Origin of the sequence: Nocardia sp. NBC_00565 (assembly GCF_036345915.1) — a bacterium.
In the GTDB taxonomy this organism is placed as follows: Bacteria; Actinomycetota; Actinomycetes; order Mycobacteriales; family Mycobacteriaceae; genus Nocardia.
In genome coordinates, this window is record NZ_CP107785.1 from 5,158,951 (window position 1) to 5,185,022 (window position 26,072).

Annotated in this window: 20 protein-coding genes and 1 riboswitch; of the genes, 9 read left to right on the forward strand and 11 right to left on the reverse strand. The window is 67.2% G+C overall.

Features of this window, described 5'->3' with window-relative positions; genetic code table 11:
- Positions 1–32: 32 nt before the first annotated feature.
- Both rsmD and OG874_RS24240 read right to left on the reverse strand, forming a co-directional pair.
- Complete coding sequence (rsmD, locus tag OG874_RS24235) at positions 33–593, reverse strand: 16S rRNA (guanine(966)-N(2))-methyltransferase RsmD (RefSeq protein WP_330249434.1); 561 nt, start codon at positions 591–593, stop codon at positions 33–35.
- Positions 590–4,030, reverse strand: a complete 3,441-nt coding sequence (locus OG874_RS24240) for a pyruvate carboxylase (protein ID WP_330249435.1) — start codon at positions 4,028–4,030, stop codon at positions 590–592. Before OG874_RS24240 ends, rsmD begins: the two co-directional genes overlap by 4 nt.
- Before the next feature lie 285 nt (positions 4,031–4,315).
- Positions 4,316–4,576, forward strand: a riboswitch (cobalamin riboswitch).
- A 148-nt stretch (positions 4,577–4,724) separates the two neighbouring features.
- Here OG874_RS24240 and metE point away from each other — a divergent pair.
- Positions 4,725–6,989 (forward strand): 5-methyltetrahydropteroyltriglutamate--homocysteine S-methyltransferase, encoded by a 2,265-nt coding sequence (gene metE / locus OG874_RS24245; protein ID WP_330249436.1) that lies wholly within the window; start codon positions 4,725–4,727, stop codon positions 6,987–6,989.
- Positions 6,990–7,317: 328 nt separating this feature from the next.
- Here the strand turns inward: metE and OG874_RS24250 are convergent, their stop codons facing one another.
- Entirely contained in the window at positions 7,318–7,698 is a 381-nt protein-coding gene (locus OG874_RS24250) for a nuclear transport factor 2 family protein (RefSeq protein ID WP_330249437.1), read from the reverse strand.
- A gap of 416 nt (positions 7,699–8,114) precedes the next feature.
- Here OG874_RS24250 and OG874_RS24255 point away from each other — a divergent pair, with 416 nt between their 5' ends.
- Positions 8,115–9,536 carry a short-chain fatty acyl-CoA regulator family protein gene (locus tag OG874_RS24255; protein ID WP_330257395.1) on the forward strand — a complete coding sequence of 474 codons (1,422 nt, stop codon included), beginning with the start codon at positions 8,115–8,117 and terminating at the stop codon, positions 9,534–9,536.
- A 114-nt stretch (positions 9,537–9,650) separates the two neighbouring features.
- Here OG874_RS24255 and recG read toward each other — a convergent pair whose 3' ends face one another.
- Positions 9,651–11,927, reverse strand: coding sequence for an ATP-dependent DNA helicase RecG (recG, locus tag OG874_RS24260; RefSeq protein WP_330249438.1), 2,277 nt, complete (start codon positions 11,925–11,927; stop codon positions 9,651–9,653).
- A gap of 4 nt (positions 11,928–11,931) precedes the next feature.
- The gene (locus OG874_RS24265) at positions 11,932–13,734 is read right to left on the reverse strand and encodes a DAK2 domain-containing protein (RefSeq protein WP_442943423.1); all 1,803 of its coding nucleotides are present in this window, start codon (positions 13,732–13,734) and stop codon (positions 11,932–11,934) included.
- Positions 13,735–14,064: 330 nt separating this feature from the next.
- On the opposite strand from OG874_RS24265, the gene rpmB reads away from it, so the two are divergent.
- The 3 genes from rpmB (at position 14,065) to OG874_RS24280 (ending at position 15,780) form a co-directional block, all read left to right on the forward strand.
- Positions 14,065–14,256 carry a 50S ribosomal protein L28 gene (rpmB, locus tag OG874_RS24270; protein WP_011210730.1) on the forward strand — a complete coding sequence of 64 codons (192 nt, stop codon included), beginning with the start codon at positions 14,065–14,067 and terminating at the stop codon, positions 14,254–14,256.
- Positions 14,257–14,473: 217 nt separating this feature from the next.
- Positions 14,474–14,980: a GNAT family N-acetyltransferase gene (locus OG874_RS24275; protein WP_330249440.1), complete on the forward strand. Its 507-nt coding sequence runs from the start codon at positions 14,474–14,476 to the stop codon at positions 14,978–14,980.
- A 14-nt stretch (positions 14,981–14,994) separates the two neighbouring features.
- Positions 14,995–15,780: an enoyl-CoA hydratase/isomerase family protein gene (locus tag OG874_RS24280; RefSeq protein ID WP_330249441.1), complete on the forward strand. Its 786-nt coding sequence runs from the start codon at positions 14,995–14,997 to the stop codon at positions 15,778–15,780.
- Here OG874_RS24280 and OG874_RS24285 read toward each other — a convergent pair whose 3' ends face one another.
- Genes OG874_RS24285 through OG874_RS24300 form a run of 4 tightly spaced genes read right to left on the reverse strand, consistent with a single transcriptional unit; the run spans position 15,781 to position 18,825 of the window.
- Positions 15,781–16,644, reverse strand: coding sequence for an alpha/beta fold hydrolase (locus OG874_RS24285; RefSeq protein WP_330249442.1), 864 nt, complete (start codon positions 16,642–16,644; stop codon positions 15,781–15,783). It lies immediately after the preceding gene.
- Positions 16,645–16,702: 58 nt separating this feature from the next.
- Complete coding sequence (locus tag OG874_RS24290; protein ID WP_330249443.1) at positions 16,703–16,969, reverse strand: hypothetical protein; 267 nt, start codon at positions 16,967–16,969, stop codon at positions 16,703–16,705.
- 45 nt (positions 16,970–17,014) lie between these two features.
- Complete coding sequence (locus OG874_RS24295) at positions 17,015–17,698, reverse strand: uracil-DNA glycosylase (protein WP_330249444.1); 684 nt, start codon at positions 17,696–17,698, stop codon at positions 17,015–17,017.
- An 11-nt stretch (positions 17,699–17,709) separates the two neighbouring features.
- Complete coding sequence (locus tag OG874_RS24300; protein ID WP_330249445.1) at positions 17,710–18,825, reverse strand: thiamine-monophosphate kinase; 1,116 nt, start codon at positions 18,823–18,825, stop codon at positions 17,710–17,712.
- A gap of 171 nt (positions 18,826–18,996) precedes the next feature.
- On the opposite strand from OG874_RS24300, the gene OG874_RS24305 reads away from it, so the two are divergent.
- Positions 18,997–19,791 (forward strand): DUF3515 domain-containing protein, encoded by a 795-nt coding sequence (locus OG874_RS24305; RefSeq protein ID WP_330249446.1) that lies wholly within the window; start codon positions 18,997–18,999, stop codon positions 19,789–19,791.
- A gap of 22 nt (positions 19,792–19,813) precedes the next feature.
- Here the strand turns inward: OG874_RS24305 and OG874_RS24310 are convergent, their stop codons facing one another.
- Positions 19,814–20,911, reverse strand: coding sequence for a D-alanine--D-alanine ligase family protein (locus tag OG874_RS24310; RefSeq protein WP_330249447.1), 1,098 nt, complete (start codon positions 20,909–20,911; stop codon positions 19,814–19,816).
- Between the two features lie 66 nt (positions 20,912–20,977).
- Positions 20,978–21,973, reverse strand: a complete 996-nt coding sequence (locus OG874_RS24315) for an NAD(P)H-dependent glycerol-3-phosphate dehydrogenase (RefSeq protein WP_330249448.1) — start codon at positions 21,971–21,973, stop codon at positions 20,978–20,980.
- Between the two features lie 43 nt (positions 21,974–22,016).
- Between OG874_RS24315 and cofC the strand changes: the two genes are divergently transcribed.
- From cofC to OG874_RS24330, 3 genes are all read left to right on the forward strand, one after another.
- Complete coding sequence (gene cofC, locus OG874_RS24320) at positions 22,017–22,706, forward strand: 2-phospho-L-lactate guanylyltransferase (RefSeq protein WP_330249449.1); 690 nt, start codon at positions 22,017–22,019, stop codon at positions 22,704–22,706.
- 160 nt (positions 22,707–22,866) lie between these two features.
- The gene (locus tag OG874_RS24325; RefSeq protein ID WP_330249450.1) at positions 22,867–25,026 is read left to right on the forward strand and encodes an RNA degradosome polyphosphate kinase; all 2,160 of its coding nucleotides are present in this window, start codon (positions 22,867–22,869) and stop codon (positions 25,024–25,026) included.
- A 20-nt stretch (positions 25,027–25,046) separates the two neighbouring features.
- Complete coding sequence (locus tag OG874_RS24330) at positions 25,047–25,991, forward strand: NUDIX hydrolase (RefSeq protein ID WP_330257396.1); 945 nt, start codon at positions 25,047–25,049, stop codon at positions 25,989–25,991.
- Positions 25,992–26,072 lie beyond the last annotated feature (81 nt).

Here is a 26,072-nt window from a genome sequence, read left to right on the forward strand (position 1 = left end):
AGGAGTCCGGATCGCCACCTCGCACCCCGGGATTACTCCGGCGCGAATTCGGCTAGTTCGATGCGGGTTTCACCGTATTTGCGCGACTTCGCCGGGACATAGCCTGCGGGCCAGGCGATCTCGGGTGAGCGGATGGAGCGTTCCACCCCAATGAGCGCGTCGGGCGCGAGCCAGCCGTGCTCGGCGAGCGCGCGCAGATCGGCGGTGACGGCCGCGGTGTCGACGTCATAGGGCGGATCGGAGAAGACGAGGTCGTACTTTCCCGCACCACCCCCGGCCAGGACGCCGGCGACGGCCCCGACGCGGAGTTCGGCGCCGGGCAGCCCGAGATCGGCGATATTGCCGCGCACGATCAGGGCGGCCTTGCGATCGGATTCGATGAGCAGCGCGTGGGCCGCACCGCGCGAGAGCGCCTCCAGGCCGAGCGCGCCGGATCCGGCATAGAGATCGAGCACCCGGAGGCCGTCGAAATCGATCCGCGCGTCGAGCGCGCTGAACAGCGCCTCGCGCACCCGATCGGAGGTGGGCCGGGTGCCCGCGGGCGGGACCCGTAGCCGCCGCCCGCCCGCGGTGCCCGCGACGATACGGGTCATTCGGGCAGATCGTTTTGAGCGACCCGCAAGCGGTCGCTAGCGGCCGACTCGCGCACGGCCAGTTCGACCAGCAGGTCACCGCCTTCGACCTGCTGCACCTTGCCGATGGCGACGCGGCCGACGATGCCGGCGCGGGGTGCGGTGATGGCGGCTTCCATCTTCATCGCCTCGATGGTGCCGATGGTGTCGCCCGCCGCGATCGAATCGCCTTCGGACACAGCCAAAGTCACCACACCGGCGAACGGGGCGGCGATATGGCCCGGATTGTTCTTTTCCGCCTTCTCCGCGGCCGGGATATCGCTGGCGATGGACCGGTCGCGCACCGCGACCGGACGCAGTTGGCCGTTCATGATGCACATGACCGTGCGCATACCGCGCTCGTCGGGTTCGGAGATCGCCTCCAGACCGATGAGCAGGGTGACGCCCTTCTCCAACTGCACGCGGTGTTCCTCGCCGCGGCGCAGACCGTAGAAGAACTGGTTGGCCGACAGGCCGATGGTGTCACCGTACTTCTCCCGATGCGCGACGAATTCGGCTGTCGGGCCGGGGAACAGCAGCCGGTTGAGGGTGGCGCGGCGCTGTTCGGAGGTTCCGTTCAATCCGGCCTCGTCCGCGGCGGTGAGCGGTGTCTCCGGCTTGGCCGGACCACGCCCGGCCAGCGCACGACTGCGGAACGGCTCCGGCCAGCCACCGGCCGGGGTGCCGAGTTCGCCACGCAGGAAACCGATCACCGAGTCCGGGATGTCGTAGCGGCCCGGATCGGTGGCGAAGCTTTCGATGTCTACACCGGTGCCGACCAATGCGAGGGCGAGGTCACCGACCACCTTGGAGGACGGGGTGACCTTGACCAAGCGGCCCAGAAGTCGGTCCGCCGCAGCATATTTCGCTTCCACCTCTTCGAAGCGGTCACCCAAGCCCAGCGCGATCGCTTGCTGGCGCAGGTTCGACAATTGACCGCCGGGAATCTCGTGGGTGTACACCCGGCCCGTCGGTGCGGGCAGCCCGGACTCGAACGGCGCGTACACCTTTCGCAGTGCTTCCCAGTACGGCTCGAGATCGCAGACGTTCTGCAGATTCAGGCCGGTGTCGTATTCGCTGTGCGCCGCCGCCGCGACAATCGCGGAAAGCGCGGGCTGTGAAGTGGTTCCGGCCATCGCCGCGCTCGCACCGTCGACCGCGTCCGCACCGGCCTGCCACGCCGCGAGATAGGTGGCGAGCTGACCACCCGGGGTGTCATGGGTATGCACATGCACCGGCAGATCGAAGTTGGTACGCAGCGCGGAAACGAGTTTCGCCGCCGCCGGGGCACGCAGCAGACCCGCCATATCCTTGATCGCGAGCACATGCGCGCCCGCGTCGACGATCTGTTCGGCGAGTTTGAGGTAATAGTCGAGGGTGTAGAGGTTTTCGTCCGGGTTCATCAGATCACCGGTGTAGCTCATCGCGACTTCCGCGATGGCCGTACCGGTTTCGCGCACCGCATCGATGGCCGGGCGCATCTGGTCGACATTGTTGAGCGCGTCGAAGATGCGGAAGATATCGATGCCGGTGGCGGTCGCCTCGGCGACGAACGCGCGCGTCACCTGCTCCGGATACGGCGTGTATCCAACGGTATTGCGGCCGCGCAGCAGCATCTGCAGGCAGATATTCGGCACCGCCTCACGCAGTGCCGCCAGCCGCTCCCACGGATCCTCGAACAGGAACCGCAGCGCCACATCGTAAGTCGCGCCGCCCCACGCCTCGATCGACAGCAGTTCCGGCGTCAGACGTGCGACATGTCCGGCGACACCGAGCAGACCATTGGTACGCACCCGCGTCGCCAGCAACGACTGATGCGCGTCGCGGAAGGTGGTGTCGGTGACACCGACTGCCTTCTGCTCACGCAACGCCCGCGCGAAACCCTCCGGCCCCAATGCCAGCAGCCGTTGGCGCGAACCGTCCGGCGGCGGCACGCTCAGATCGATCGCGGGCAGCTTGTCATGCGGATACACCGTCGTCGGACGCTCACCATGCGGCTTGTTGACGGTGATATCGGCCAGGTAGTTGAGGATCTTGGTGCCGCGGTCGGCCGAACCACGCAGGGTCAGCAGCTGTGGGCGCTCGTCGATGAACGAGGTGGTGACCCGGCCCGCTCGGAAGTCCGGATCGTCGAGGACCGCGAGCAGGAACGGGATATTGGTGGTGACGCCACGGATGCGGAATTCCGCGAGCGCGCGGCTGGCGCGGGCCACCGCGGCGGGCAGATCGCGACCGCGGCAGGTGAGCTTCACCAGCATCGAGTCGAAGTAGGCGCCGATCTCCGCGCCCAGGTTCGCCCCGCCGTCGAGGCGGATGCCCGCGCCGCCGGGGGTGCGGTAGGCGGTGATGCGGCCGGTATCGGGGCGGAAGCCGTTGGCCGGATCCTCGGTGGTGATCCGGCACTGCAGGGCCGCACCGCGAATAGTGACCTGCTCTTGGCTGAGGCCGAGCTGTTCGAGGGTCTCGCCGGCCGCGATGCGCAGCTGGGACTGCACCAGATCGACGTCGGTGATCTCCTCGGTCACCGTGTGCTCGACCTGGATGCGCGGGTTCATCTCGATGAAGACGTGGTTGCCGCGCTCATCGAGCAGGAACTCGACGGTGCCGGCACAGCTGTAACCGATCTGGCGAGCGAAAGCCACCGCGTCGGCGCAGATGCGTTCGCGCAACGCCGGATCCAGGTTCGGCGCGGGCGCGAGCTCGATCACCTTCTGGTGGCGGCGCTGTACCGAACAGTCGCGTTCGAACAGGTGCATGACATTACCGTGCTGGTCGGCCAGGATCTGCACCTCGATGTGGCGCGGGTTCACCACGGCCTGTTCCAGGAAGACGGTCGGGTCACCGAAGGCCGACTCCGCCTCCCGCGACGCGGCCTCGATCGATTCACGCAGCTGGCCCGGCTCGGCGACCCGGCGCATACCGCGCCCGCCGCCGCCCGCGACCGCCTTGACGAAGATCGGGTAGTCCAGTTCTCGCGATGCCGCGATCAGCTCATCCAGATCCGCAGACGGTGCGCTGGAACGCAGCACCGGCAGCCCGGCGGCCCTGGCGGCCGCGATGGCGCGGGCCTTGTTACCGGCCAGTTCGAGCACCTCGGCGGACGGACCGATAAAGGTGATGCCCGCACGCGCACATGCCGCGGCCAGGTCCGGATTCTCGGAGAGGAAGCCGTAGCCAGGGTAAATCGCGTCCGCGCCCGCCGACTTGGCTGCATCGATGATCGCCTCGATCGAGAGGTAGGCCCGCACCGGATGGCCCTGTTCACCGATCTGATAGGACTCGGCGGCCTTCAACCGGTGGACCGAGTTGCGGTCCTCATACGGGAACACGGCGACCGTGCCGATGCCGAGTTCGTAGGCCGCGCGGAACGCCCGGATCGCGATCTCGCCGCGGTTGGCAACCAAGACTTTCGAGAACATTGAACTAAGGTACCCGGCCCTGAATGCGGCTCTGACAGGCAAGTCCCCTTCGCACGGATCTTCACAACCAGACCTAGCAGAGTTGCGAAGTTGTGTTAATCGGACCGACACATCTCACTGCGGAGCGTGGCTACCAGTGCGGAAGCTCTCGCAACCGGTCCAATGCACGCCAGGGTGTCCCTTCGCAAATGGTCGGCACATGGTCCGATGCGCAAACCCGGTTGCGCGCCCGCCTATGCTGAGTGTTGCAGCTGGTTCGCCGTGCGCAGACGAGATGGAGCCCCTACGTCGCGTCACGGAGTCGAGTTCGCCCGCCGGAAGATCCGGAGGGCGGATGAGAGGGAATCCGGTGAGAATCCGGGACTGTCCCGCAGCGGTATGCAGGAACGACCGCCGTCAAAAGCACTGGGAGGCCGTAGCGACTGCTTGCAGGTCGCTCGAAATGGTCAGCCCGGGAAGCGACGGCCAGTAGGTGAGCCCCATCCGGGGTCGGCCAGAAGGCCCGTGCCCGCAAGTCCGAAGACCTGCCAGCCGTGTCGGATACGCCGTATCCGACGGCCACCGCCTCGTGGATTGGGCGCGCGGACCAGCAGTGCTGATATGTCGGGCTCCCCTGTCGGGTTGCTCCGGCACCGCACTCGGTCTCCGCGAGCTCGTATGGCGATGGTCCTCGATCTCAGCACTGGAGAAATTCGTGACTGTTTCGCATAACCCGTTCACCGCAACGGTTCTCGGTCTCCCGCGGGTGGGGCCGCACCGTGAACTCAAGCGCGCCACCGAGTCCTACTGGGCCGGGCGCATCGACGCCGAGCAATTGCACGCGATCGCCCGCGACCTCCGGCGCGACCAGCTGACCGAATTGCACACGGCCGGGCTGGATTCCATCCCCGTCGGCACCTTCTCCTATTACGACCAGGTGCTCGATACCGCCGTGCTGCTGGGTGCGCTGCCGCCGCGGGTGGCCGATATCGCCGATCCGCTGGATCGCTACTTCGCCGCCGCGCGCGGTACCGATGCGGTCGAACCGCTGGAGATGACCAAGTGGTTCGACACCAACTATCACTACCTCGTGCCGGAAATCGGCCAGGAGATGACGTTCTCGCTGCATCCGGAGAAGCTGCTCGAGGAGTTGCGCGAGGCGCTCGCCCTCGGTGTGCCCGCGCGGCCGGTGGTGATCGGTCCGATCACCTTCCTGAAGTTGGCGAAGGCGACGGGCGGCGACGCGTTGGCTCGCCTCGACGAGCTGATTCCGCTCTACCGCGAGTTGTTGCGGTTGCTGGCCGCGGCGGGCGCGCAGTGGGTGCAGCTCGATGAACCCGTCGTGGTCACCGATCTGAGCGCCGACGAGATCGACTCGGTGCGGCGCACCTATGCGGAGCTGTCGGCCGCGACGGATCGTCCGGCGCTGCTGGTCGCCACCTATTTCGGCAAGCCGGGTTCGGCCCTGACCGCGCTGGCGGAGACCGGAATCGAAGGCATCGCACTCGATTTCACGGTCGTCGACGATCTCTCCGAGGTGGCCGGCGTGTCGGCGCTGGCGAACAAGTTGTTGGTCGCCGGTGTGGTCGATGGCCGAAATGTGTGGCGGGCCGACCTGGATGGAGCGCTCGCGACGCTGGGCACGCTGCTAGGTTGCGCGAAATCGGTTGCGGTGTCGAGTTCCTGCTCACTGCTGCACGTGCCCTACACGTTGGCCGCCGAAACCGGTCTCGACGAGCGGCTGCGCTCGTGGCTGGCGTTCGGTGCGGAAAAGGTCGCCGAGGTGCGGTTGCTCGCGACCGGACTGAGCGCGGGGCCCGAGGCCATCACCGCCGAATTGGCCACGGTCCGTGCGGCCCTGGCCACCAGGCGCACCGATCCCCGGCTGGACAATCCGCAGGTGCGGGCGCGGCTCGCCGCGCTCGGACCGGATGCCATCCGGCGGGCGCCCGCGCAACAGCGGCGGGCGTTGCAGGCCGAGCGGCTGCGGCTGCCGTCGTTGCCGACCACGACGATCGGGTCGTATCCGCAGACTTCGGCAATCCGACTGGCCCGCGCCGGACTGCGCAAAGGCGAGATCGATCAGGCCGAGTATATCCGCCGGATGCGGTCGGAGATCGCGGATGTCGTTGCGCTGCAGGAGAAGCTGGGCCTGGACGTGCTCGTGCACGGTGAGCCCGAACGCAACGATATGGTGCAGTACTTCGCCGAGCAGCTCGACGGTTTCGCCGCCACCGAGGCGGGCTGGGTGCAGTCCTACGGCACCCGCTGCGTGCGCCCGCCGATCCTGTTCGGCGATGTGTCGCGCCGCGCGCCGATGACCGTCGACTGGATCACCTACGCCCAATCCCAGACCGATAAGCCGGTCAAGGGCATGCTCACCGGCCCGGTGACCATCCTGGCCTGGTCGTTCGTGCGCGATGATCAGCCGCTGGCGGATTCGGCACGTCAAGTGGCGCTGGCGATCCGGGACGAGACGGTCGATCTGCAGGCCGCCGGCATTCGGATCATCCAGGTCGACGAGCCGGCGCTGCGTGAACTGCTGCCACTGCGGGCGGCCGATCAGGGCGAGTACCTGGACTGGTCGGTCGAGGCATTCCGGCTGGCGACCTCCGGGGTGTCGGATGCCACCCAGGTCCACACCCACCTCTGCTATTCGGAGTTCGGTGAGGTCATCGACGCGATCGCCGGACTCGACGCCGACGTGACCTCGATCGAGGCAGCGCGCTCGCATATGGAGGTGCTCGACGACCTCAATGCCGCGGGCTTCGACCTCGGCGTCGGTCCCGGGGTGTACGACATCCACTCGCCCCGGGTGCCAAGCGTCGAGGAGATCACCGCGTCGCTGCGTGCGGCGCTGAAAGCCGTTCCCGCCGAACGGCTCTGGGTCAATCCGGATTGCGGGTTGAAGACGCGCGGACCGGTCGAGGTCGAGGCATCGTTGCGCAATCTGGTGGCCGCCGCGCAGGCGGTCCGCTAGTTCGAAGACCGGTCTCGGGCGTATTCGTGCGCCCGAGACCGGCTAGCGAATTACCGGCCCGTCAATTGGTTTCGGCCCCAGGAAATGGGCGGAGCCGACGTCGGGGCGTGTACCGCTCACACGCCTCACCGTTGCGGACCATGGGCCGCAACCGCGATCGAGCACTCGATCCGCGCCGCCACGCCGCAGGAAATCCCGAGCAACGATCCATGTGTAACCCCTCCTCACACGTCGCCATCAGTTATCACCCCCGATGCACTATTCGACGCGCGAACAACCGATTCGGTTCCCCGGATCCCACAACATCTTTCAACCAGGCTTCGCCGACCTATTCGGCCGAGGGTGCGAAGGCTCGGTTGATGGCGGCCATGTCGAAATAGTCACGCCAGGCGGTGATGGCGCCGTCGGCCACTTCGAAGACGCCCATAACTGGGAGGGGTGTGTCCTTGCCGAGGCCGCGCAGGGTGTCGGTGCGTTCGTTCATGACGACATTGCCGGTGGCGACCTGATGGTGGATGTCGAAGTCGATCGATTCGAAGGTGCTGAGGAAACCGGCGATGAAGTCGCGGATGGCGGCGCGGCCGTGGATGGGCTCCATCGGAATGTTGTGGTAGACGGCGTTTTCGGCGAAGAAGGCGCTGATCTGGTCCGGATCGGGATCGGCCCAGCTGCGGCACATGGCGGTGACGATCTCGTCGGGGCTCGGCATGGGAATTCGCTCACTTCCTTGGGCCGATGCGGCGGGCGCATCGGGCGATTCGATCTCACCGATTAGACCAAACAATCGCTTGGTTGAGGAGTGCTTCGGTGAGATCGCCGAGCCGCGCGGTCAGTGTGCGACCAATTCTCGTCGCGATACCCCGAGGTGCGCGACCGGATCGGCGGCGACCTCGGCAATCTTTGGTGGCCAAATGTTCCGAACGCGGAAAGTCCTCGGCGGCAGCGCGGGCGCCGCGTACGATTATGTGTCTTCGTCCATCCTCCGGTTCGAGACCGGGCCAGCTGCCCTACTTCGCATGCTACGCAGGATTGGGTTACGGTAAAATCCCTTGCAAAAGCGGATTTATGCCCGCGAGAATCCGGGATTTTGCGATGTTTGCGAATGCCGAGGGCTACGATCTGGCGGTGCGCAAGATGTACGCGGGCGCCCGGCTGAGACGGTTGCGCGAGGAACGGCGGATGACCCAGGCGGCGCTGGCGAAATCCCTCGATCTATCGCCCAGCTACCTCAATCAGCTCGAACGCGACCAGCGACCGCTCACCATCCCGGTGCTGCTGAAGCTCAACTCCACCTTTGACCTCGACGTGCAATTCTTCGCCGCCGACTCCGACGCCCGACTGGTCTCGGATCTGCACGAGGTGCTGGTGGACGCAGCGGGCGGTGACAGCGCGCCGTTGACCGAGGTCGAGGAGTTGGCGACGCGACTGCCGGAGGTCGCCCGGATCGTCGTCGCCATGCATCGCCGCCTGCGCGCCGCGACCGATCAACTCGATCTGCTCTCCGCGCGGGTGGCCGCACCGCCGGGCGCGCCCGGCGTGCCCATGCCGTATGAGGATGTGCGCGACTTCTTCTACGATCACCACAATCACGTCACCCAACTCGATCACGCCGCCGAACAGCTCTTCGAAAAGTGTGGGCTCAGCATCGGCTCGCTCGATCGTCAACTCGCCAGGGTGGCCGAGGAGCGCGCCGGAGTCACCGTGCTGGTGCGCGGCGACGGCGCCGATCCGGCCATCCCGAAACGACATTACGATCCGGAGAGCCGCACCCTGACGCTGGCGCGGCGGCTGCGCCCCGGACAGCGCGCCTTCCAGATCGCCACCACCCTCGGTTTTCTGCTGTACGGCAAGGATCTGGACGCGGTGCTGGCCGAAACACCGTCACTCAGCGGGGAATCCAGGACGTTGGCGCGCATCGGGTTGGCCAATTACTTCGCGGGTGCGCTGGTGCTGCCCTACGGCCGCTTTCTGCGGTCGGCCGAGGAGTTGCGCTACGACATCGACTTGCTCAGTCTGCGTTTCGAGGTCGGCTTCGAGACCATCTGCCACCGGTTGAGCACCTTGCAGCGGCAGGGACAGCGCGGCGTGCCGTTCTTCCTCGTACGCACCGATCGTGCGGGCAATATCTCGAAACGCCAGTCCGCCACCGCATTCCACTTCTCCCGGGTCGGTGGCAGCTGCCCACTCTGGGTGGTGCACGAGGTCTTCGCCAATCCGGGCCGCATCCTGACCCAAATCGCCGCGATGCCGGACGGCCGCCGCTACCTGTGGATCGCCCGCACCGCGCTGGCGGCGCCACACGGATTCGGCACGGCGACAAAGGACTTCGCGATCGGACTGGGCTGCGATATCGAATACGCCGATCGACTGGCATATTCCCATGGCCTGCAACTGGACAATCCAGCCGCAGCGGTCCCGATCGGCGCGGGCTGCAAGGTCTGCGAACGCCCCACCTGCCCCCAGCGCGCATTCCCCCAGATCGGCAGCCCCCTCGCAATCACCGAACACACCAGCACAGACCTCCCATACCCCCGAATCGGACGTTGACCTTCACCTCGCGACATGCGCGAGCTCATCCGGGGTCGGCGAGCTGGTCAAGCGATCACGATGCGCTCATGCAGGCAAACGTCGAAGCTACCTGCATGAGCGCATTCTCGTCGGTTATGACTTGGCTAGGTATTCGATTCGTTCCGAGTCGACGGCGGCGTGCATCATGGAGGCCAGGCCTGGGTGCTGGTGGAGGCCGGGGTCGGATTCGACTACCTGGCGGGCGAGTTCCTGTGCGGCGGTGATGACTTCGAGGTCGTCGAGTAGGGAGAGCAGGCGTAGGGTGCGCGCGGTGCCGGACTGGGCGGCGCCCAGGACATCGCCTTCGCGGCGTTGGCGCAGGTCGAGTACGGCGAGTTCGAAACCGTCGGTGGTGGCGGCGACCGCGTCGAGGCGGGCCATCGCGGTGCCGGTGGGACCGGCATCGGTGATGAGCAGGCACAGGCCGGGATGTTTGCCGCGGCCGATGCGGCCGCGCAGCTGATGCAGCTGGCTGACGCCGAAGCGGTCCGCGTCCACAATGACCATTACGGTCGCGTTCGGGACGTCCACGCCGACCTCGACGACGGTGGTGCAGACGAGCACATCGATGTCGCCATCGTTGAATGCGCGCATCACCTGATCTTTTTCATCGGTCGGCAGCCTGCCGTGCAGCAGGCCGACCCGGACGCTCGCGAGCGGGCCGGTGCGCAGCAGATCGAAGACCTCGACGGCGGCGGCCGTGGTCGGGCCTTCCTTCTCCGGTGCCGACTTGGACTTCTTACTGTTGCGGCCGCCCTTACCGTTTTCTTCGTCGTCGCCGATGCGCGAGCACACGACATAGGCCTGCCGCCCGGCCGCGACCTCCTCCAGGATGCGCTCCCACGCGCGGTCGACCCAGTTCGGATGTTGTTTGCGCGGTACCACTTTCGACACGATCGGTGAACGGCCGCGCGGCAGCTGGGTGAGGGTGGAGGTCTCCAGGTCACCGAGGGTGGTCATGGCGATGGTGCGCGGAATCGGGGTCGCGGTCATGACCAGCAGGTGCGGGCTGGTGCCAGCTTTTGCCTTGGCGCGCAACGCATCCCGCTGCTCGACACCGAACCGGTGCTGTTCGTCGACGACCACCATGCCCAGATCGAAGAACTCGACCGCGTCCTGGATCAGGGCATGGGTGCCGATCACGATGCCCGCCTCGCCGGTGACGGCGTCGAGCAACGCGGCCTTCTTCGCCGCCGCCGTCATCGAGCCGGTCACCAGCACCACCTTGGTCGCCTGGTCGGCGGCGCCGAGTTCACCGGCGGTGCCGAGATCGCCGAGCATCGCGCGCAGCGACCGATAATGCTGGGCGGCAAGGACTTCGGTCGGCGCGAGCAGTGCACACTGCTGTCCGGCGTCGACCACCTGCAGCATCGCGTGCAGCGCGACGATCGTCTTACCCGAACCCACCTCGCCCTGCAGCAGCCGGTGCATCGGATGGCTGCGGGCGAGGTCATCGGAGATCTCCGAGATCACCTGCTGCTGGCCCTCGGTCAACTCGAACGGCAGGCGGGTGTCGAAAGCCGCCGCGATACCGTCGGACCGCGGCGGACACGGCCGGGCCACTCGCGCCTGCGCATCATGTCGCCGCTCGGCGAGCACCAGCTGCAATGCCAGCGCCTCATCGAAACGCAAACGCTCCCTGGCCTGTTCGATATCGGACTTGCGCTCGGGCAGGTGGATCAGGCGCAGCGCGTCGGAGACCTTCATCAGCGCGCGATCCTCGCGCAGCGCACTCGGCAGCGGATCGTCGATCGGGTCCAACTGATCGAGGACCTGCCGGACACAGGCCAGCAGATCCCAGCTCTGTACCTTCGCGGTGGCCGGATACACCGGAATGTATTCCCGCTCGAAGAACGAGATATCCACTCCCCCTTTATCCTTCGCGCTCTGCGCCAGACCGCGCAGCGCACCACCGCCGCGCACCGAGGTGAGGTTCTCGATCGAGCCGTCTTCCTTCTCCGGCAGGATCAGGTAATCGGGATGCGAAAGGTTCCAGCGGTCCGGCCGCCACCAGTGCACCGTACCCGACATCATCGCCCGAACTCCTTCGCGGACAAGGTAACTCACCTTGTCACCATTGAAGAAGGTGATGTCGATCGGGGCGTCTGAGCCGGTGTCGAGGGCGACCTTGAGCAGCCTGCCCCTGCGGTTCTTCATCGGCCGCAGTTCGGTTTTCGTCACCCGGCCGATGACGGTGATGTGCGCGCCCTCCTCGGGCTGCTCCTGGGTGAGCGGCTGACCCTGGGTGGCATAGCGTAATGGGTAGTGCCGCAACAAATCCTCTACGGTGTGCATATCGAAGGCATCGGCCAGCGGCTCGGCCGCCTTCACGCCGAGCAGGTGGTCCAGCCGATCACTCAGGGTCGCCATCTTCCTATTCCACCCCTATCTGCACCAGATCTCCGTGCTGCCCACCGGAATACATGCTCACCTCGACACCGGGGAAGCCGTTCGCGATATGCGCGGCGAGTTCGTCCGCGAGTTCGGCGGGGGCCGCCGCACCCATGAGCAAGGTGACCAGCTCGCCGCCGAAGGCGAGCATCCGATCGAGCAGGGTCAGGCCCGCGGTCCGCACATCCCGGCCGATCACCACCACGTCGTGGCCGACCAAGCCGAGCCCGTCGCCCGCCGCGCAGGTGCCGACCATGGTGAGCGCCCGCTCCGTGGCGCCGCGCAACGACCCCCACCGCGTGGCGGCCGCCGCCTCCGACATCGCGAACGCGTCGTCCACCGCGATCCGCCCACAATCGTGCACGGCCAGCGCCGCCAAACCCTGCACCATGGACCCGCTCGGCAACAGCAGCACGTCACGATTGGCGTCACGGGCGGCGACACCGACGGCGACCAACTCGTGCGCGGGCAGCGCACCGTTCGGCAGCACCAGCACCTCCCGATTCGGCAACTGTCGGATCGCGGCCAGCAGCGCCGCGCTGGTGACGGGACCGTGGTCGCCGAGCACCACCGCGCCCCCCGCTTCGAAGAGTGCCGCCGCCCCATCCCCCGACGCCACGGCCAGCACCGCGCGATCCGCGGGGCGATCACGGTCCGCCCCGATCCGCGCAGCAGCACCCGTGCCGTCTTTATCGGCATGCGCGTCAGTGTGCGCGGCGCCATCAGCATGCGCGGGGAGATCGGCTCGGGCGGTGAAATCCTGATGCTCGGAGGTTGGCCGGGCGGTGATGGCGAAGCTTTCGATACGGATGGCACTGAGGATTCCGGTGGCGATGCCCGCCTCGACGGCGGCTCCCGCATCGGCACAGTGCACGTGTGTCGACCAGACGCCCGCGCCGTCGCCGACAACCACCACCGAGTCGCCGAGCTCGGCCAGTCGATCGCGAAGGTGGGCCATCCGCTGGTCGTCGGTATCGGAAAGGAGGTACATCACCTCGAAGTGCGGTTCGGCGTTCGCCGTCGCATCGGTGCGGGATCCGAATTCGCCGCGCGCATACTGCGGCCGTTCGGGTGTCGTACCGACGGTGACCGCGACCAGGCTGTCGAGCAGTACGACCAGCCCCCGCGCACCCGCATCGACCACCCCGGCCTCGCGCAGCACCCCGAGCTGGGACGGCGTGTCCCCGAGCGCCTTGGCGGCACCGTCGGCCGCGGCCAACGCCACTTCGGCCAAGGCAGACTCCGGACAGGCAGCGGCACAATCGGCAGCGCGATCCAGCACGGTGAGAATGGTGCCCTCCACCGGCACGCTCAACGATTCGCGCACCAGCGCCGAGGCCGTGGCCAGCGCCTCGCGCAGCGTCTGCGCCGTCAGCGGCCCGCCGCGCACCGCCTCGGCGATCCCACGCAGCACCTGCGAAAGGATGATGCCGGAGTTGCCGCGCGCGCCGAGCGTCGCGCCACGTGCCATCGCGGCGGCCACCTCGTACGTGGACAACGATCCGTTTGCCGACCGCCCGCCATCGGCAGACAGCGAGCTATCGGTGAACCCTGACGCGGAAATCGCCGCGGCGTCGGCGGCCTGCATCGCGGCGCGCATGGTCGCGAGCATGTTCGTACCGGTGTCGGAATCGGCGATCGGAAAGACATTGAGCGCGTTGATCTCGGCCCGCCGCTGCTCGAGAGCCTCGAGGCTGACCCGGCACCAGCGCATCAGCGCCGCGCCGTGCAGCGCATTCGCCCCGGCAACGGCTGGCAGTTCCGCGTTACCGCGGCCATCGCTCATCATGTCCCGCACTCCGGGCACCGCCACCTCTCTCCGCGATCGTCCACACCGCCGTGCCGCCCGCACACCACTAGCGTCCGCCAGGTTAGCGGGCGATACCGACAGTCGATCGACGACACCGACCCACTACCATGAGGGGTGCCCACGGGCCGTCGTTCCATGACCCGGTTTGGCGGATCGGGGCCCCTCCGGCTACCCTTGCAGGGTTGCCTAGCGCGGCCGAGGCCGGTTTGCGCTGGCCGACGTCAGTCGGCAGGGCATTAGACATTGTTTCCGGACATGCTGCCAATGTGCAGCGGTCCCCACCATGACATGAAGGAGTTCGCGACTATGGCTGCCGTCTGCGACGTCTGCGCCAAGGGCCCCGGCTTCGGGAAGTCGGTCTCGCACTCGCACCGGCGTACCAACCGTCGTTGGAACCCGAACATCCAGACCGTTCGTGCCCAGGTCGCGCCGGGCAACACCCGCCGTATGAACGTGTGCACCTCCTGCCTGAAGGCAGGCAAGGTCGTTCGCGGCTGATCTGCCGCACGGCCGATCACAGAGACCGACATACGCCCCGACACCGCCAGGTGCTCGGGGCGTAGTCTTGTCCGCCTCCGCGAATCTTTCGCCGGTCGTCAGAGCCACCAGAGATACGTCGCGGGCCGACAATCGCGTACATGGCTACTTCCGGACGTACCCGACAAGTTACCCATGTACTTGCGATATCAGTTGCCCGGCAGTCAAGCTTGCCGAGATGACTGATCCGAGCCCGCCATGGCGTATCGCACCACTGGCCGCCGAACACGTCCACAGTCTCGCCGCATGCCATATCGACTGCTGGCGTGAGGCCTACCGCGGCCTCGTCCCCGATCACCTACTGGACGCCTTCGATATCGATCGCCGAGCCGAGCAGTGGGAGCGCATCCGCGTCCGCTACCCCGGCAGCACCCACGTCGCCGTCGTCGACGATCACGTCATCGGCTTCGCCAACGCGGGAGCCTCCCGGGACGAATCACCGATAACCCGCACCGAACTCAACGCCCTCTACGTCCGTGCCGCCTGGTACGGCACCGGCGTCGCGCACGATCTCATCCGAGCCGCCGTCACCCCCGGCACCCCCTGCTCGCTCTGGGTCTTCGAGAAAAACCCACGCGCCCAAGCCTTCTACCGCAAACACGGCTTCGAACTGGACAGCGCCAGCCGAACCGAGGCCTTTACCCCGGCGATCGAAGTCCGCATGGTTCGCGGCGGCGAAGGCTAGCTAAGGTGCAGGATATGACCTCCACCGCGCAAACCGAGTACGTCACCACTGTGGACGGCGTTCTGCAGATCACCATCGCGACCGCCGCCAACGGCACCTCCATGGATTTCGCGGGAATCACCGCGGGTACCGAAGCATTGCGGTCGATCGGACGCGACGTCGGGGCCGTGGTGTTGACCGGGAGTGGAGCGAATTTCTGCGCCGGTGGGAATGTGCGGGGATTCGCGGCGGCCGAGGATCGGGCCGGTCATGTCCACGGCGTCGCAACGGATCTGCACGAGTTCGTGCGGGCGCTCGACGAGACCATCGTGCCGGTGGTGGCCGGGGTGCAGGGGTGGGCGGCCGGGGCCGGGATGAGTCTGGTGTGCGCCGCCGATATCGCGATCGGCGGACCGAGCACCAAGTTGCGTCCGGCGTATCCGGGCATCGGCCTGAGCCCGGACGGAGGCATGTCGTGGACGCTGCCGCGCATCGTCGGGGCCGGGCGGGCGCGCGAAATCCTGCTCACCGATGCCGTTCTCGACGCCGACGAGGCGGTACGGCTCGGCATTCTGAGTCGGCTCGTGGATGACGAACAGGTGCGGGCCGAGGCGCTGAACCTGGCCCGAACCCTCGCCACCGGACCGCGATCCACCTATGCGAGCATCAAATCGCTAATGGTGCGGTCGAATTCGGCGACGTTGAGTGACCAGCTCGACGCCGAACGCGATGCCATCGCCGCCGCGGCCAACAGCCCGGCCGGACGCGAGGGCGTGAACGCCTTCGCCGAGAAGCGCAAGCCCGACTACCGGAACCTGTAGTTATCCGAGCGTCTGCACGACGAACTTGGCGACCGCGTCGGTGAACGAATCATTGTCGTCACCGGCCGCGGTATGCGCGGCACCGCCGATCTCGACCAGCTGCGTATGCGGCACCAGTGCCTGGAATTCCGCGGCGCCCTCGGGTGTCACCACATCCGACTGCATACCGCGCACCAGCAGCACCGGAATGGTGAGGGCCCGCGCGGCGAGCTCCAGCTGCCGCACCATCTCGCTCGCATCCTCGACGCGGTCGCCGAGCATATCCGGATCCCAGTGCCAATACCAGCGACCGTCGCGCCGGCGCAGATTGCGCAGCAGACCGTCGGTGTTCTTGGGCCGCGGTCGATGCGGCATGTATTCGGCGACCGCGTCGGCGGCCTGCTCGAGACTGTCGAATCCGTCGCGATGCTTGCCGAGGAAGTCGATCACCCGCGCGACGCCAGCGGGTTCGGGGCGGGTGACGATATCGACCAGCACCAGGGCGATGATCGGTTCGCCGCCGGGAACCGCGGTGGTGAGCAGGCCGGTGATCCCGCCCATGCTCGCGCCGACGACCACCGCGGGCGCACCCAATTGCGCGAGCACCGCCACCAGGTCGGCGACCATCGTGCCGCGCCGGTAGTCGGCCTCCGGCGACCACTCACTATCGCCGTGCCCACGCGCATCGAGCGTGACGACCCGCATCCCGGCGGCGGCCAGCTTCGCACCGGTCTGCTTCCACGAGTGCCTGGTCTGTCCGCCACCGTGCAGAAACAGGACGAGCGGGCCGTCCGCCGGGCCGAACTGGTCGGCGGCCAGCTCGATCCCATCCGAACCGCGCAGATGCAGCCGGATCGGATCGAGAAGGTTGTTCGCATTACTCACGATCCGAGGATCGCACAGCAACTCCGAGGGCTCTTGTTGGCCCCCGGTCAATGGGATATCAGCAGTCCCACTTGCCCTGCGCGCTCACCGTATTCTGCAGCAGGCACGCGACCTTGGCATTCACCGAGGACGAGATGGTGGAGGAGCCGTTCGAGGTGAAGTCCTCGCCGACCGGAGCCGCGGTGGTGGTCGAGGTGGTGTCCACGGCGGGCTCGAGCGGCAGCCCGGCCGCGTTCGCGGCGGCGGTGCCGCCGGCCAGGGCCGCGCACAGGGCCAGCGTGGCGGTGGTGCCGCGCAGTGCGCCGCGAACGGTCTTGTTCTGCATGAAATTGTGCTCCTCTACTTGTTTCTTTTTCTTCAGCGCCCGAAGTCAGGGCAGGCGCCAGTCAACCGGTTCGGCACCCAATTCGTCGAGTAGCTCGTTCACTCGTGAGAAGGGGCGGGAACCGAAAAAGCCGCGCGAGGCCGACAGGGGTGACGGGTGCACGGATTCGATATAGGGCACCTCGGCCTCGGCCAGCGTCGGCTTCAAGGTCTGCGCGTCGCGGCCCCACAGGATCGCGACCAGCGGCTCGTCCCTGGCCACCAGCGCGCGAATCGCCTGCTCGGTCACCGCTTCCCAGCCCTTACCGCGGTGGGAGGCCGGCTGGCCCGGCGAGACCGTGAGCACTCGGTTCAGCAGCAGCACACCTTGATCCGACCATGGGCTCAGGTCGCCGTTGGACGGTGTCTCGAAGCCGAGGTCCTTGCTGTATTCGGCGAAGATATTGGCGAGGCTGCGCGGTACCGGCGAAACATCCGGGGCGACAGAGAAACTGAGTCCCATCGGATGTCCGGGCGTCGGGTAGGGATCCTGGCCGACGATGAGCACGCGCACCGCGTCGAACGGACGCTGGAAAGCGCGCAGCACATTGTCACCGGCCGGTAGATAACCGCGGCCCGCGGCGTTCTCCGCGCGCAGGAATTCGCCCATGGTCGAGATCTGCTCCGCAACCGGTTCGAGAGCCTTCGCCCAACCCGGATCCATGATTTCCGTCAATGGTTTCGCGCCCATGACCGCACAACCTATCGTGGCTCGGGCTCGGTTGCCGAGTCCACCCCGCTGAACGATTCCCAGCCTCCGCTACCCGGCCGCCGCACGCCGTCGACGGTGACCCCGTGACCTGCCAGCACGCGCCCGATCGGCGTCCAGCCCGGGGGCAGATCCCGATCCGCCGGCCAGGTTCCGACGAACGCGTGATCCTCGCCGCCGGTCAGAATCCATTGCGCCGCATCGGCATCCAGACGCCGCGCGACTTGCGCCAGTGCCGGATCCCGCAACGCGGTCGAGCGCAGGTCGATGGCGACCCGAGACGCCTCGGCGATATGGCCCAGATCCGCGAGCAGTCCGTCCGAAACATCGGTGAGCGCGTTCGGTATCGGGTCCGTGTGCCGGTCGGCAGGCGACCCGATGACGCCCTCCGACCCGAACACGGCCGTACTGGGCGCATCCGCCACCGCGACGTGCTGCGAGCCGAGCACACCCGGTTCCAGGGACGAGTTACCCACTCCGGCAACGGAATCGGCGATGGCGGCGAGCACCGCCGAATACGGCGGCTGCGGGACCCGATGGGTTGCAAGCACTTCGGCGAAGAGTTCGGCGGTCGGATCGACCCCGGCGCTCAGCACCGCCAGCCCCGCGGCGGACCAGCCGAGCCGACCCGCCACCGCGACGATATCTCCTACGCGCGCACCAGCTCTGGTGATCGGCGCGCGGCCGCCCAGATCACCGAAGGCGGTGACCGAGATGACCAGCTGCGGGCTGTGCACCACATCGCCGCCCGCGATGGAGCCACCGGCGCGACTCACCTCGGCCCACATCCCGTCCGTCAGTCCGTCCACGACCTCGATCGGGGTATCGGCTGGACAGCCGAGCGCCACCACGAACGCGGTCGGCGCCGCACCCATCGCGACCACATCGGCGGCGTTCTGCGCGATCGCCTTGCGCCCGATATCGCGCGGGCTCGACCAATCGAGCCGGAAGTGCCGGTCCTGGATCAGCATGTCGGTGGTGACCACGAACCGGCCGTCGGGCGCGGCCACCACGGCGGCGTCGTCACCCGGACCGAGCAGCACGCCGGGCGTTTGGACCCGACCTGCGTTGATCCGCTCGATCAGTGCGAACTCCCCCAGCTCACGCACTGTATGCGGTCGCGTGCTCTCGCTGATGGCCGGTCCCTTCCCAACGTCGTGCCGGCTGGAATCCGACCGAGGGTACTCTTTCCAGGGCAATCGAGTACTACCAGGTCGGTACCCGGCACCCATCCCGGACGCGGCCGAGCCCACCAGCGCGAACAGGAAGGACCGGTGAGCATGGCGGCGGAGTCGTCGGACCGCGATTCGTCGAAGGCAGATTTGCCGAAGGCCGAGCAGTCGACGAACGGCGAACCGTCGACACATCCGGCCGAGTCAGCTGCCGACAGCGCCGTTGCTGCGGGCACCGTGGTGGAGCCCGAGAACCCGTCCATCTCCGACGATGCGGACGCCGACTCCGAAACGGCCGATGACGACCCGGAAACCGCTGATGTCGAGTCCGACAGCACGGCGGCAGCCGAGGAATCAGCCCCAGAGACCCGCGGCTATCCGCCCGCGCTCATCGCGACCGCCGTCGCACTCCCGGTCGTGCTGGTCGTCGCCGTACTCGTCGCCGCGGTGCTGGCCCGCCGCGCGCCGACCGAACGCGAACCCTTGGTCCTCGGTCCGGTCCCCGCACCCGCCGCGACCGGCCCCGCCTGCACGACCCTGCTCCCCGCCCTGCCCGTCGATCTCGGCGACTATTCCAAATCCACGCTCGTGGAACCCGCGCCGCCCGCGACCCGCGCCTGGCAGCGCGCTGACGGCGGCGACCCCATCGTGCTGCGCTGCGGCCTCGAGCGCCCGCTGGAATTCAACCGCGCCGCCGCCCTGCAGATCGTCAACGGCGTGCAGTGGTTCGAGGCGCGCGATCCGGCCGCCAAAGCGAGCACCTGGTTTGCCGTCGACCGCGAAACCTATCTCGCGCTGACCGTCCCCGATGGCTCCGGACCTACTCCACTGCAAGGAGTTTCGGACACGATCACCGCGAACCTGCCTGCCCGAGCGATCGATCCCGGCCCACTCCCGAACTGAGCCGCGCGACAGCGGACAGGGCCTAACGAAGACCGGTGCCCCGAGCCACGGCCGTCTCGATCAGTGTGGAAACCAGTGTCCGGTAGTCGATTCCGGCCGCCTCCCACATCCGCGGGTACATCGAGATCGCGGTGAAGCCGGGCATCGTATTGATCTCGTTGATCACCGGCCCCTGATCGGTGACGAAGAAATCGACCCGTGCCAGCCCCTGACAGTCCAGCGCCTTGAATGCGCGCACCGCGAGTTCCCTGATGCCGTCGGACACTTCGTCGTCCAATTTCGCCGGAACATCGAATTCGCAGACATCGTCGAGGTATTTGGTGTCGAAGTCGTAGAACTGCGGCACCGCGGCATCGGCTTCCGGCATCCGGATCTCGGCGACCACACTGGCCTCGACCCGCCCGTCCGGGAATTCCAGTACGCCGCACTCGACTTCGCGTCCGACGATGCCCGCCTCCACGATCACCTTCGGATCGTGTTCGCGCGCGGCGGCGATCGCCGCGTCCAACTCACTCCAGTCGGTAACCCGCGTGATGCCGATCGAGGAACCGCCGCGCGCGGGTTTCACGAAGACCGGCAAACCGAGCCGCGCCCGATCCGCCGCGCCGAGGGTGTCGGTCCCGCGCCGCAGCACCACCTGATCGCCGATCGGCAGCCCCTCGGCGGCGAGCAGCTTCTTGGTGAATTCCTTGTCCATCCCCGCCGCACTGGCCAGCACACCCGGCCCGACATACGGCACACCGGCCAACTCGAGCATGCCCTGCAGCGTGCCGTCCTCACCGAACGGGCCGTGCAGAATCGGGAACACCGCATCCACCGACCCCAGTGCCACACTCGGATCGTCGAGGGCGACCAGTGATCCGGACCGGCTCGGATCGGCGGCCAGCGTCAGCGCCGTGCCGGTAGCGTCCACCGCTGGCAGCGCGTTGTCCTTGAACCCGAGCGCCGCGACCTCGGCACTGCCCAGCACCCAGGCGCCCTCGCGAGTGATGCCGATCGGCACGGCCTCGTACTTTTCCGGATCCAGGTTGCGCAGCACGCTGCCAGCCGACACACACGAGACGGCGTGCTCGTTACTGCGCCCGCCGAACACCACAGCAACCCTGATCCGGTTCGTCATGTTCCGAACCGTACCCGTTTTGCAGGCCGCCCCAACCTCGCGCCCGCACAGTAATAGCGTTCGACCCTATTCCGGTTTGATCCGCCGCCCCAGCAAATTGCCGACCGCCTCGCGCACCGAAACTCCCTCATGACACACCTGGTGCACGGAGGTGGTCAGCGGCATCTCCACGTTGTGCGCCGCGGCCAACGCTCGAATGGATGTGCACGACTTCACACCCTCGGCGACCTGGCCATGGGTAGCGTCCTGGGCCGCCTCCATGGACCCACCAGCCCCGAGCACATGGCCGAACGACCGGTTACGCGACAGCGGCGAGGTGCACGTCGCGACCAGGTCGCCGACTCCCGCCAGCCCCGCCAGCGTGGCCGGCTCGGCACCGAGCGCGACCCCGAGCCGGATGATTTCGGCAAGGCCACGGGTGATCAGACTCGCGATCGAGTTGTCGCCCAACCCCATTCCCGAGGCGATGCCGCAGGCCAGCGCGATCACGTTCTTGCACGCACCGCCGATTTCGCAGCCGATCACGTCGGTATTGGTGTACGGCCGGAAGTACCCGTTGGCGCTGGCCTGCTGCAGCGCGATCGCCCGTGCGGCATCGGTACAGGCGATCACCGTGGCGGCGGGCTGCTCGGCCGCGATCTCCTTGGCCAGATTCGGACCCGAGAGCACCGCGATGCGGCTCTCGTCGGCACCGGTGACCTGCCCGATGACCTGACTCATCCGCAGCAGCGTGCCGGTCTCGATGCCCTTGGCCAGACTCAGCAATGCCGCGTCCGGCCCGATCGCGTCCTTCCACGTTTCGAGATTCGCGCGCAGGGATTGAGACGGAACCGCGAGGACGACGATATCCGCGCCTTCGAGCGCCTGGACGTGATCGTGGGTAGCCGCGAGCGCGGGTAATCGCACATCGGGCAGATAGAACGGATTGCGATGTTCGGTGGCCAGCGCCTTGGCCACCTCGGGCCGCCGGGCCCAGATCGTGACGTCGGTTCCCGCATCCGCCAACACCTTCGCGAACGCGGTACCCCATGATCCCGCGCCAAGCACTGCCGCCCTCGTCATCTGCCCAATATGCCACGGAACCACTCGTGGAAGGATTAGGACCATGCGTCCGCATGCTGTGCACGCCGTGATCGCGGTCAAGAGCCTCGATCGGGCCAAGAGCCGCCTGGCCGACCGGCTGCGCCCGGAGCACCGGGCACAGCTGGTGCTCGCCATGCTGGCCGACACCGTGACCGCCGCCATCGCGGTGCCGCAGATCGCGTCGGTCACGGTCGTGACCCCGGATCCGGTCGTCGCCGAATTGGCGGGCACCCTCGGCGCGGTGGTCCATCCCGAACCCCGACGCACGATCCTGGATCGAGACGGCCTGAACACCGCCCTCACCGATGCGGCGACCGCGCTGCGGCACCGGCACGGTCCGGTCGAACTGCTGGCCCTACAGGCGGACCTGCCCGCCTTGCGCCCGGACGAACTCTCGGACATGCTGACCACCGCACCGGTCGGCGCACGCTCGGTCGTCGTCGATCACGCCGGCAGCGGCACCGCCGCCCTCTACGTCCGCGACAGCACCGCCGCCCTGGATCCGCGCTTCGGGCCCGGCTCGGCGCGCAGGCATATCGCCACGGGCGCGGTCGAGCTCACCGGGGATTGGCCAGGATTGCGGTTGGACGTCGACACCGCCGCCGATCTCGACCGCGCCATCGAGCTGGGCGCCGGGGATTCGACCTGTGCTGTCCTACCCGACATCGGCTGGCCGATTCACGTTCACGAGCGAGTTCGCCGGGTGTGCTAGCAGGTCGCCACCACGGCGTGATACTCACGGCAATCACGGTGTCAGGCTGCACACCGGCCGGTTCGTAGGGGATGATCGTTGACGTGAGTGAGCGAAGCGAGCGATTTCCATACGAGCGCGCATCGCGCATGTCGGGGCTGCATCCCAGCGAGGCTTGGGCATGAGCGAGACCGAGACTGTCAAACAGCAGTTGCTGCCCACCCCACTGCCCGCGGCGACGCCGCCGAACGAGGATTCGGCGGTACAGCGGTTGCCACGTGATCGCTACCTGAACCGTGAGCTCAGCTGGCTGGACTTCAATGCGCGCGTACTCGCCCTAGCCGAGGATGCGTCGCTGCCGTTGCTGGAACGCGCGAAGTTCCTGGCGATCTTCGCCTCCAATCTGGACGAGTTCTATATGGTCCGTGTCGCCGGTCTCAAACGCCGTGCGGAGACCGGACTTTCGGTGCGTTCGGCCGACGGCCGTTCGCCCAGCGAGCAATTGGAGATGATCGCGGCGCGGGCCCAGGAGATCGCCGACCGGCACGCCCGGGTCTTCCTCGACTCCGTACTGCCCGCGCTGACCACCGAGGGCATCGCCATCATCGACTGGTCCGATCTGGATGACGATGAGCGCCAGCGCCTCTCGAGTTATTTCCAGGATCAGGTCTTTCCCGTCCTCACCCCGCTGGCGGTGGACCCGGCGCACCCGTTCCCCTATATCAGCGGCCTGAGTCTCAACCTCGCGGTGACGGTGAAGGACTTCTCCACCGGCGGCGAGCACTTCGCCCGCGTCAAGGTGCCCGATAACGTCGACCGCTTCGTCCGGGTGCGGCGCACCGACTCCGGCTCCCCCGTCGCGGCCTTCCTGCCGATGGAAGCGTTGATCGCCGCGCACCTCGATCTGCTGTTCCCTGGCATGAAGGTGGTCGAGCACCACTCGTTCCGCATCACCCGCAACGCCGATTTCGAGGTCGACGAGGATCGCGACGAGGATCTGCTGCAGGCGCTGGAGCGCGAACTCGCCCGCCGCCGCTTCGGTTCGCCGGTGCGACTAGAAGTATCCGACGATATGACCGAGCACATGCTCGATCTGCTGCTTCGCGAACTCGAGGTCGATCCCGGCGATGTGATCCAGGTACCCGGCCTGCTCGACCTGTCCTGCCTCTGGCAGGTGTACGGCGTGGATCGGCCCAATCTCAAGGACGCGCCGTATGTGCCCGCGACGCCGCCGGCGTTCGGCGAGCGCGAAACCCCGCGCAATGTCTTCCAGGCGCTGCGTGAGGGCGACGTCCTGGTGCACCACCCCTACGACTCGTTCTCCACCAGCGTGCAGCGCTTCATCGAACAGGCCGCCGCCGACCCGCAGGTGCTCGCCATCAAGCAGACCCTGTACCGGACCTCCGGTGACTCCCCTATCGTGAACGCGCTCATCGACGCGGCCGAGGCGGGTAAACAGGTCGTCGCGCTGGTCGAGATCAAGGCCCGCTTCGACGAACAGGCCAACATCAAATGGGCCCGCGCGCTGGAACAGGCGGGCGTGCATGTGGTGTACGGCCTGATCGGCCTCAAGACCCACTGCAAGACCTGCCTGGTGGTGCGCCGCGAGGGCGCGACCATCCGCCGCTACTGCCATATCGGCACCGGTAACTACAACCCGAAGACCGCGCGGCTGTACGAGGATGTCGGGTTGCTCACCGCCGCACCGGAAATCGGCGCCGACCTGACCGATCTGTTCAATTCGCTGACCGGTTACTCGCGAAAGGCCAACTACCGCAACCTGCTTGTCGCACCGCAGGGTGTGCGCGCCGGAATCATCGAACGCATCCAGCGCGAGACCGAACTCGCGCAGCAGGGCGTCACGGCCCGAATCCGGATGAAGGCCAACGCAATTGTCGACGAGCAAGTCATCGACGCGCTCTACCGCGCTTCTCAGGCCGGTGTTCCGGTGCAGATCGTGGTACGCGGCATCTGCGGCCTGCGACCGGGTGTCACGGGTATGAGCGAGAACATCGAGGTGCGCTCGATTCTCGGTCGCTTCCTGGAACATTCGCGGGTCATGCATTTCCAGGCGCAGGATCAGTACTGGATCGGCAGCGCGGACATGATGCACCGCAACCTCGACCGGCGCGTGGAGGTAATGGCGCAGGTGAAGGACCCGAAACTGGCCGAACAGCTGGGTTCGGTATTCGATTCCGCGCTGTATCCGACCACCCGCTGCTGGGTTCTCCAACCCGACGGCAGCTGGCACGCCTCGCCCGCGCGCGCGCACGAAGACGGCGTGGAGGTGCGCGACCACCAAGAATTCATGATGCGACTGCGGAGACCAGATCAACCGTGACCGGTTCGACGGGGTACGAGATGGACGGGGGACCGTTCTGGGATCCCCGGGTAACAGCCAACATTCACGCCGCGGGAGCGGTGCTGTGGCGTAGAGCGCATGGCGAGACCGGTGCCATCCAGATCGCCGTCGTCCACCGCCCCAAATACCAGGATTGGTCGCTCCCGAAGGGGAAACTCGATCCGGGTGAGACACCGCTGCTGGCGGCGGTCCGCGAGGTCCGCGAGGAGACCGGCCTGCACTGCCACCTCGGCCGCTATCTCGGGCACGTCACATATCCGATCCCGGGACACCGGAAACTCAAGCGGGTCGACTATTGGGCGGCCCAGGCGGCCGACGGTGAATTCAGCGCCAATTCCGAGGTCGATGTGCTGTCCTGGTACCCGTTGGACCAGGTGATGGAGCAGTTGTCCTATCCGATGGACCGACAGGTGCTGCGCGCCTTCGCGCGCCTGCCCGCGGCCACCAGCACGCTGCTGCTGGTGCGCCATGCCAAAGCGGGCAGCCGGGGTCGATTCGACGGTCCGGACGAACAGCGTCCACTGGAGCGGGCCGGGCAGGCCCAAGCACAGGCGCTGGTCCCGAATCTGCTGGCGTTCGGCGCATCCGAGATCTATTCGGCCGATCCGGTGCGCTGCGTCGAGACAGTCGCACCACTGGCAGACAAGCTCGGCACCACCATCAGCATCGAGCCGCTGTTCTCCGAAACCGGTTATGCCGCAGCGCAGGACAAGGCTCGACTACGCGTTGTTGAACTGGTGCCGAAGCGGTCGGTGCGCGTTCTTTGCAGTCAGGGCAAGGTGATTCCCGATCTGCTGCGGTGGTGGGCCGATCGCGACGGCATCACGCTGCCGTCGGCGCGCAACCGCAAAGGCAGTGTGTGGGTGCTGTCCTTCGCCTCGGGCCGGCTGGTCGCCGCCGATCACCTCGACCGGTCGCTCTCGGACGCCATCGTCAAGTCCTGACCCGCTATGGGGTCCCTAACCGTCACGCGGTTGCTATTCGACCCCAAATCCAGACGTAGACAGCCCGAAACGGCCCCGGGG

Bases quoted from the DNA above. Each gene is read 5' to 3' on its own strand.
- rsmD (WP_330249434.1), bottom strand. From the start codon at position 593: ATGACCCGTATCGTCGCGGGCACCGCGGGCGGGCGGCGGCTACGGGTC.
- OG874_RS24240 (WP_330249435.1), bottom strand. From the start codon at position 4,030: ATGTTCTCGAAAGTCTTGGTTGCCAACCGCGGCGAGATCGCGATCCGG.
- OG874_RS24250 (WP_330249437.1), bottom strand. From the start codon at position 7,698: ATGCCGAGCCCCGACGAGATCGTCACCGCCATGTGCCGCAGCTGGGCC.
- recG (WP_330249438.1), bottom strand. From the start codon at position 11,927: ATGGCGACCCTGAGTGATCGGCTGGACCACCTGCTCGGCGTGAAGGCG.
- OG874_RS24265 (WP_442943423.1), bottom strand. From the start codon at position 13,734: ATGAGCGATGGCCGCGGTAACGCGGAACTGCCAGCCGTTGCCGGGGCG.
- rpmB (WP_011210730.1), top strand. From the start codon at position 14,065: ATGGCTGCCGTCTGCGACGTCTGCGCCAAGGGCCCCGGCTTCGGGAAG.
- OG874_RS24275 (WP_330249440.1), top strand. From the start codon at position 14,474: ATGACTGATCCGAGCCCGCCATGGCGTATCGCACCACTGGCCGCCGAA.
- OG874_RS24280 (WP_330249441.1), top strand. From the start codon at position 14,995: ATGACCTCCACCGCGCAAACCGAGTACGTCACCACTGTGGACGGCGTT.
- OG874_RS24290 (WP_330249443.1), bottom strand. From the start codon at position 16,969: ATGCAGAACAAGACCGTTCGCGGCGCACTGCGCGGCACCACCGCCACG.
- OG874_RS24295 (WP_330249444.1), bottom strand. From the start codon at position 17,698: ATGGGCGCGAAACCATTGACGGAAATCATGGATCCGGGTTGGGCGAAG.
- OG874_RS24305 (WP_330249446.1), top strand. From the start codon at position 18,997: ATGGCGGCGGAGTCGTCGGACCGCGATTCGTCGAAGGCAGATTTGCCG.
- OG874_RS24310 (WP_330249447.1), bottom strand. From the start codon at position 20,911: ATGACGAACCGGATCAGGGTTGCTGTGGTGTTCGGCGGGCGCAGTAAC.
- OG874_RS24315 (WP_330249448.1), bottom strand. From the start codon at position 21,973: ATGACGAGGGCGGCAGTGCTTGGCGCGGGATCATGGGGTACCGCGTTC.
- cofC (WP_330249449.1), top strand. From the start codon at position 22,017: ATGCGTCCGCATGCTGTGCACGCCGTGATCGCGGTCAAGAGCCTCGAT.
- OG874_RS24325 (WP_330249450.1), top strand. From the start codon at position 22,867: ATGAGCGAGACCGAGACTGTCAAACAGCAGTTGCTGCCCACCCCACTG.
- OG874_RS24330 (WP_330257396.1), top strand. From the start codon at position 25,047: ATGGACGGGGGACCGTTCTGGGATCCCCGGGTAACAGCCAACATTCAC.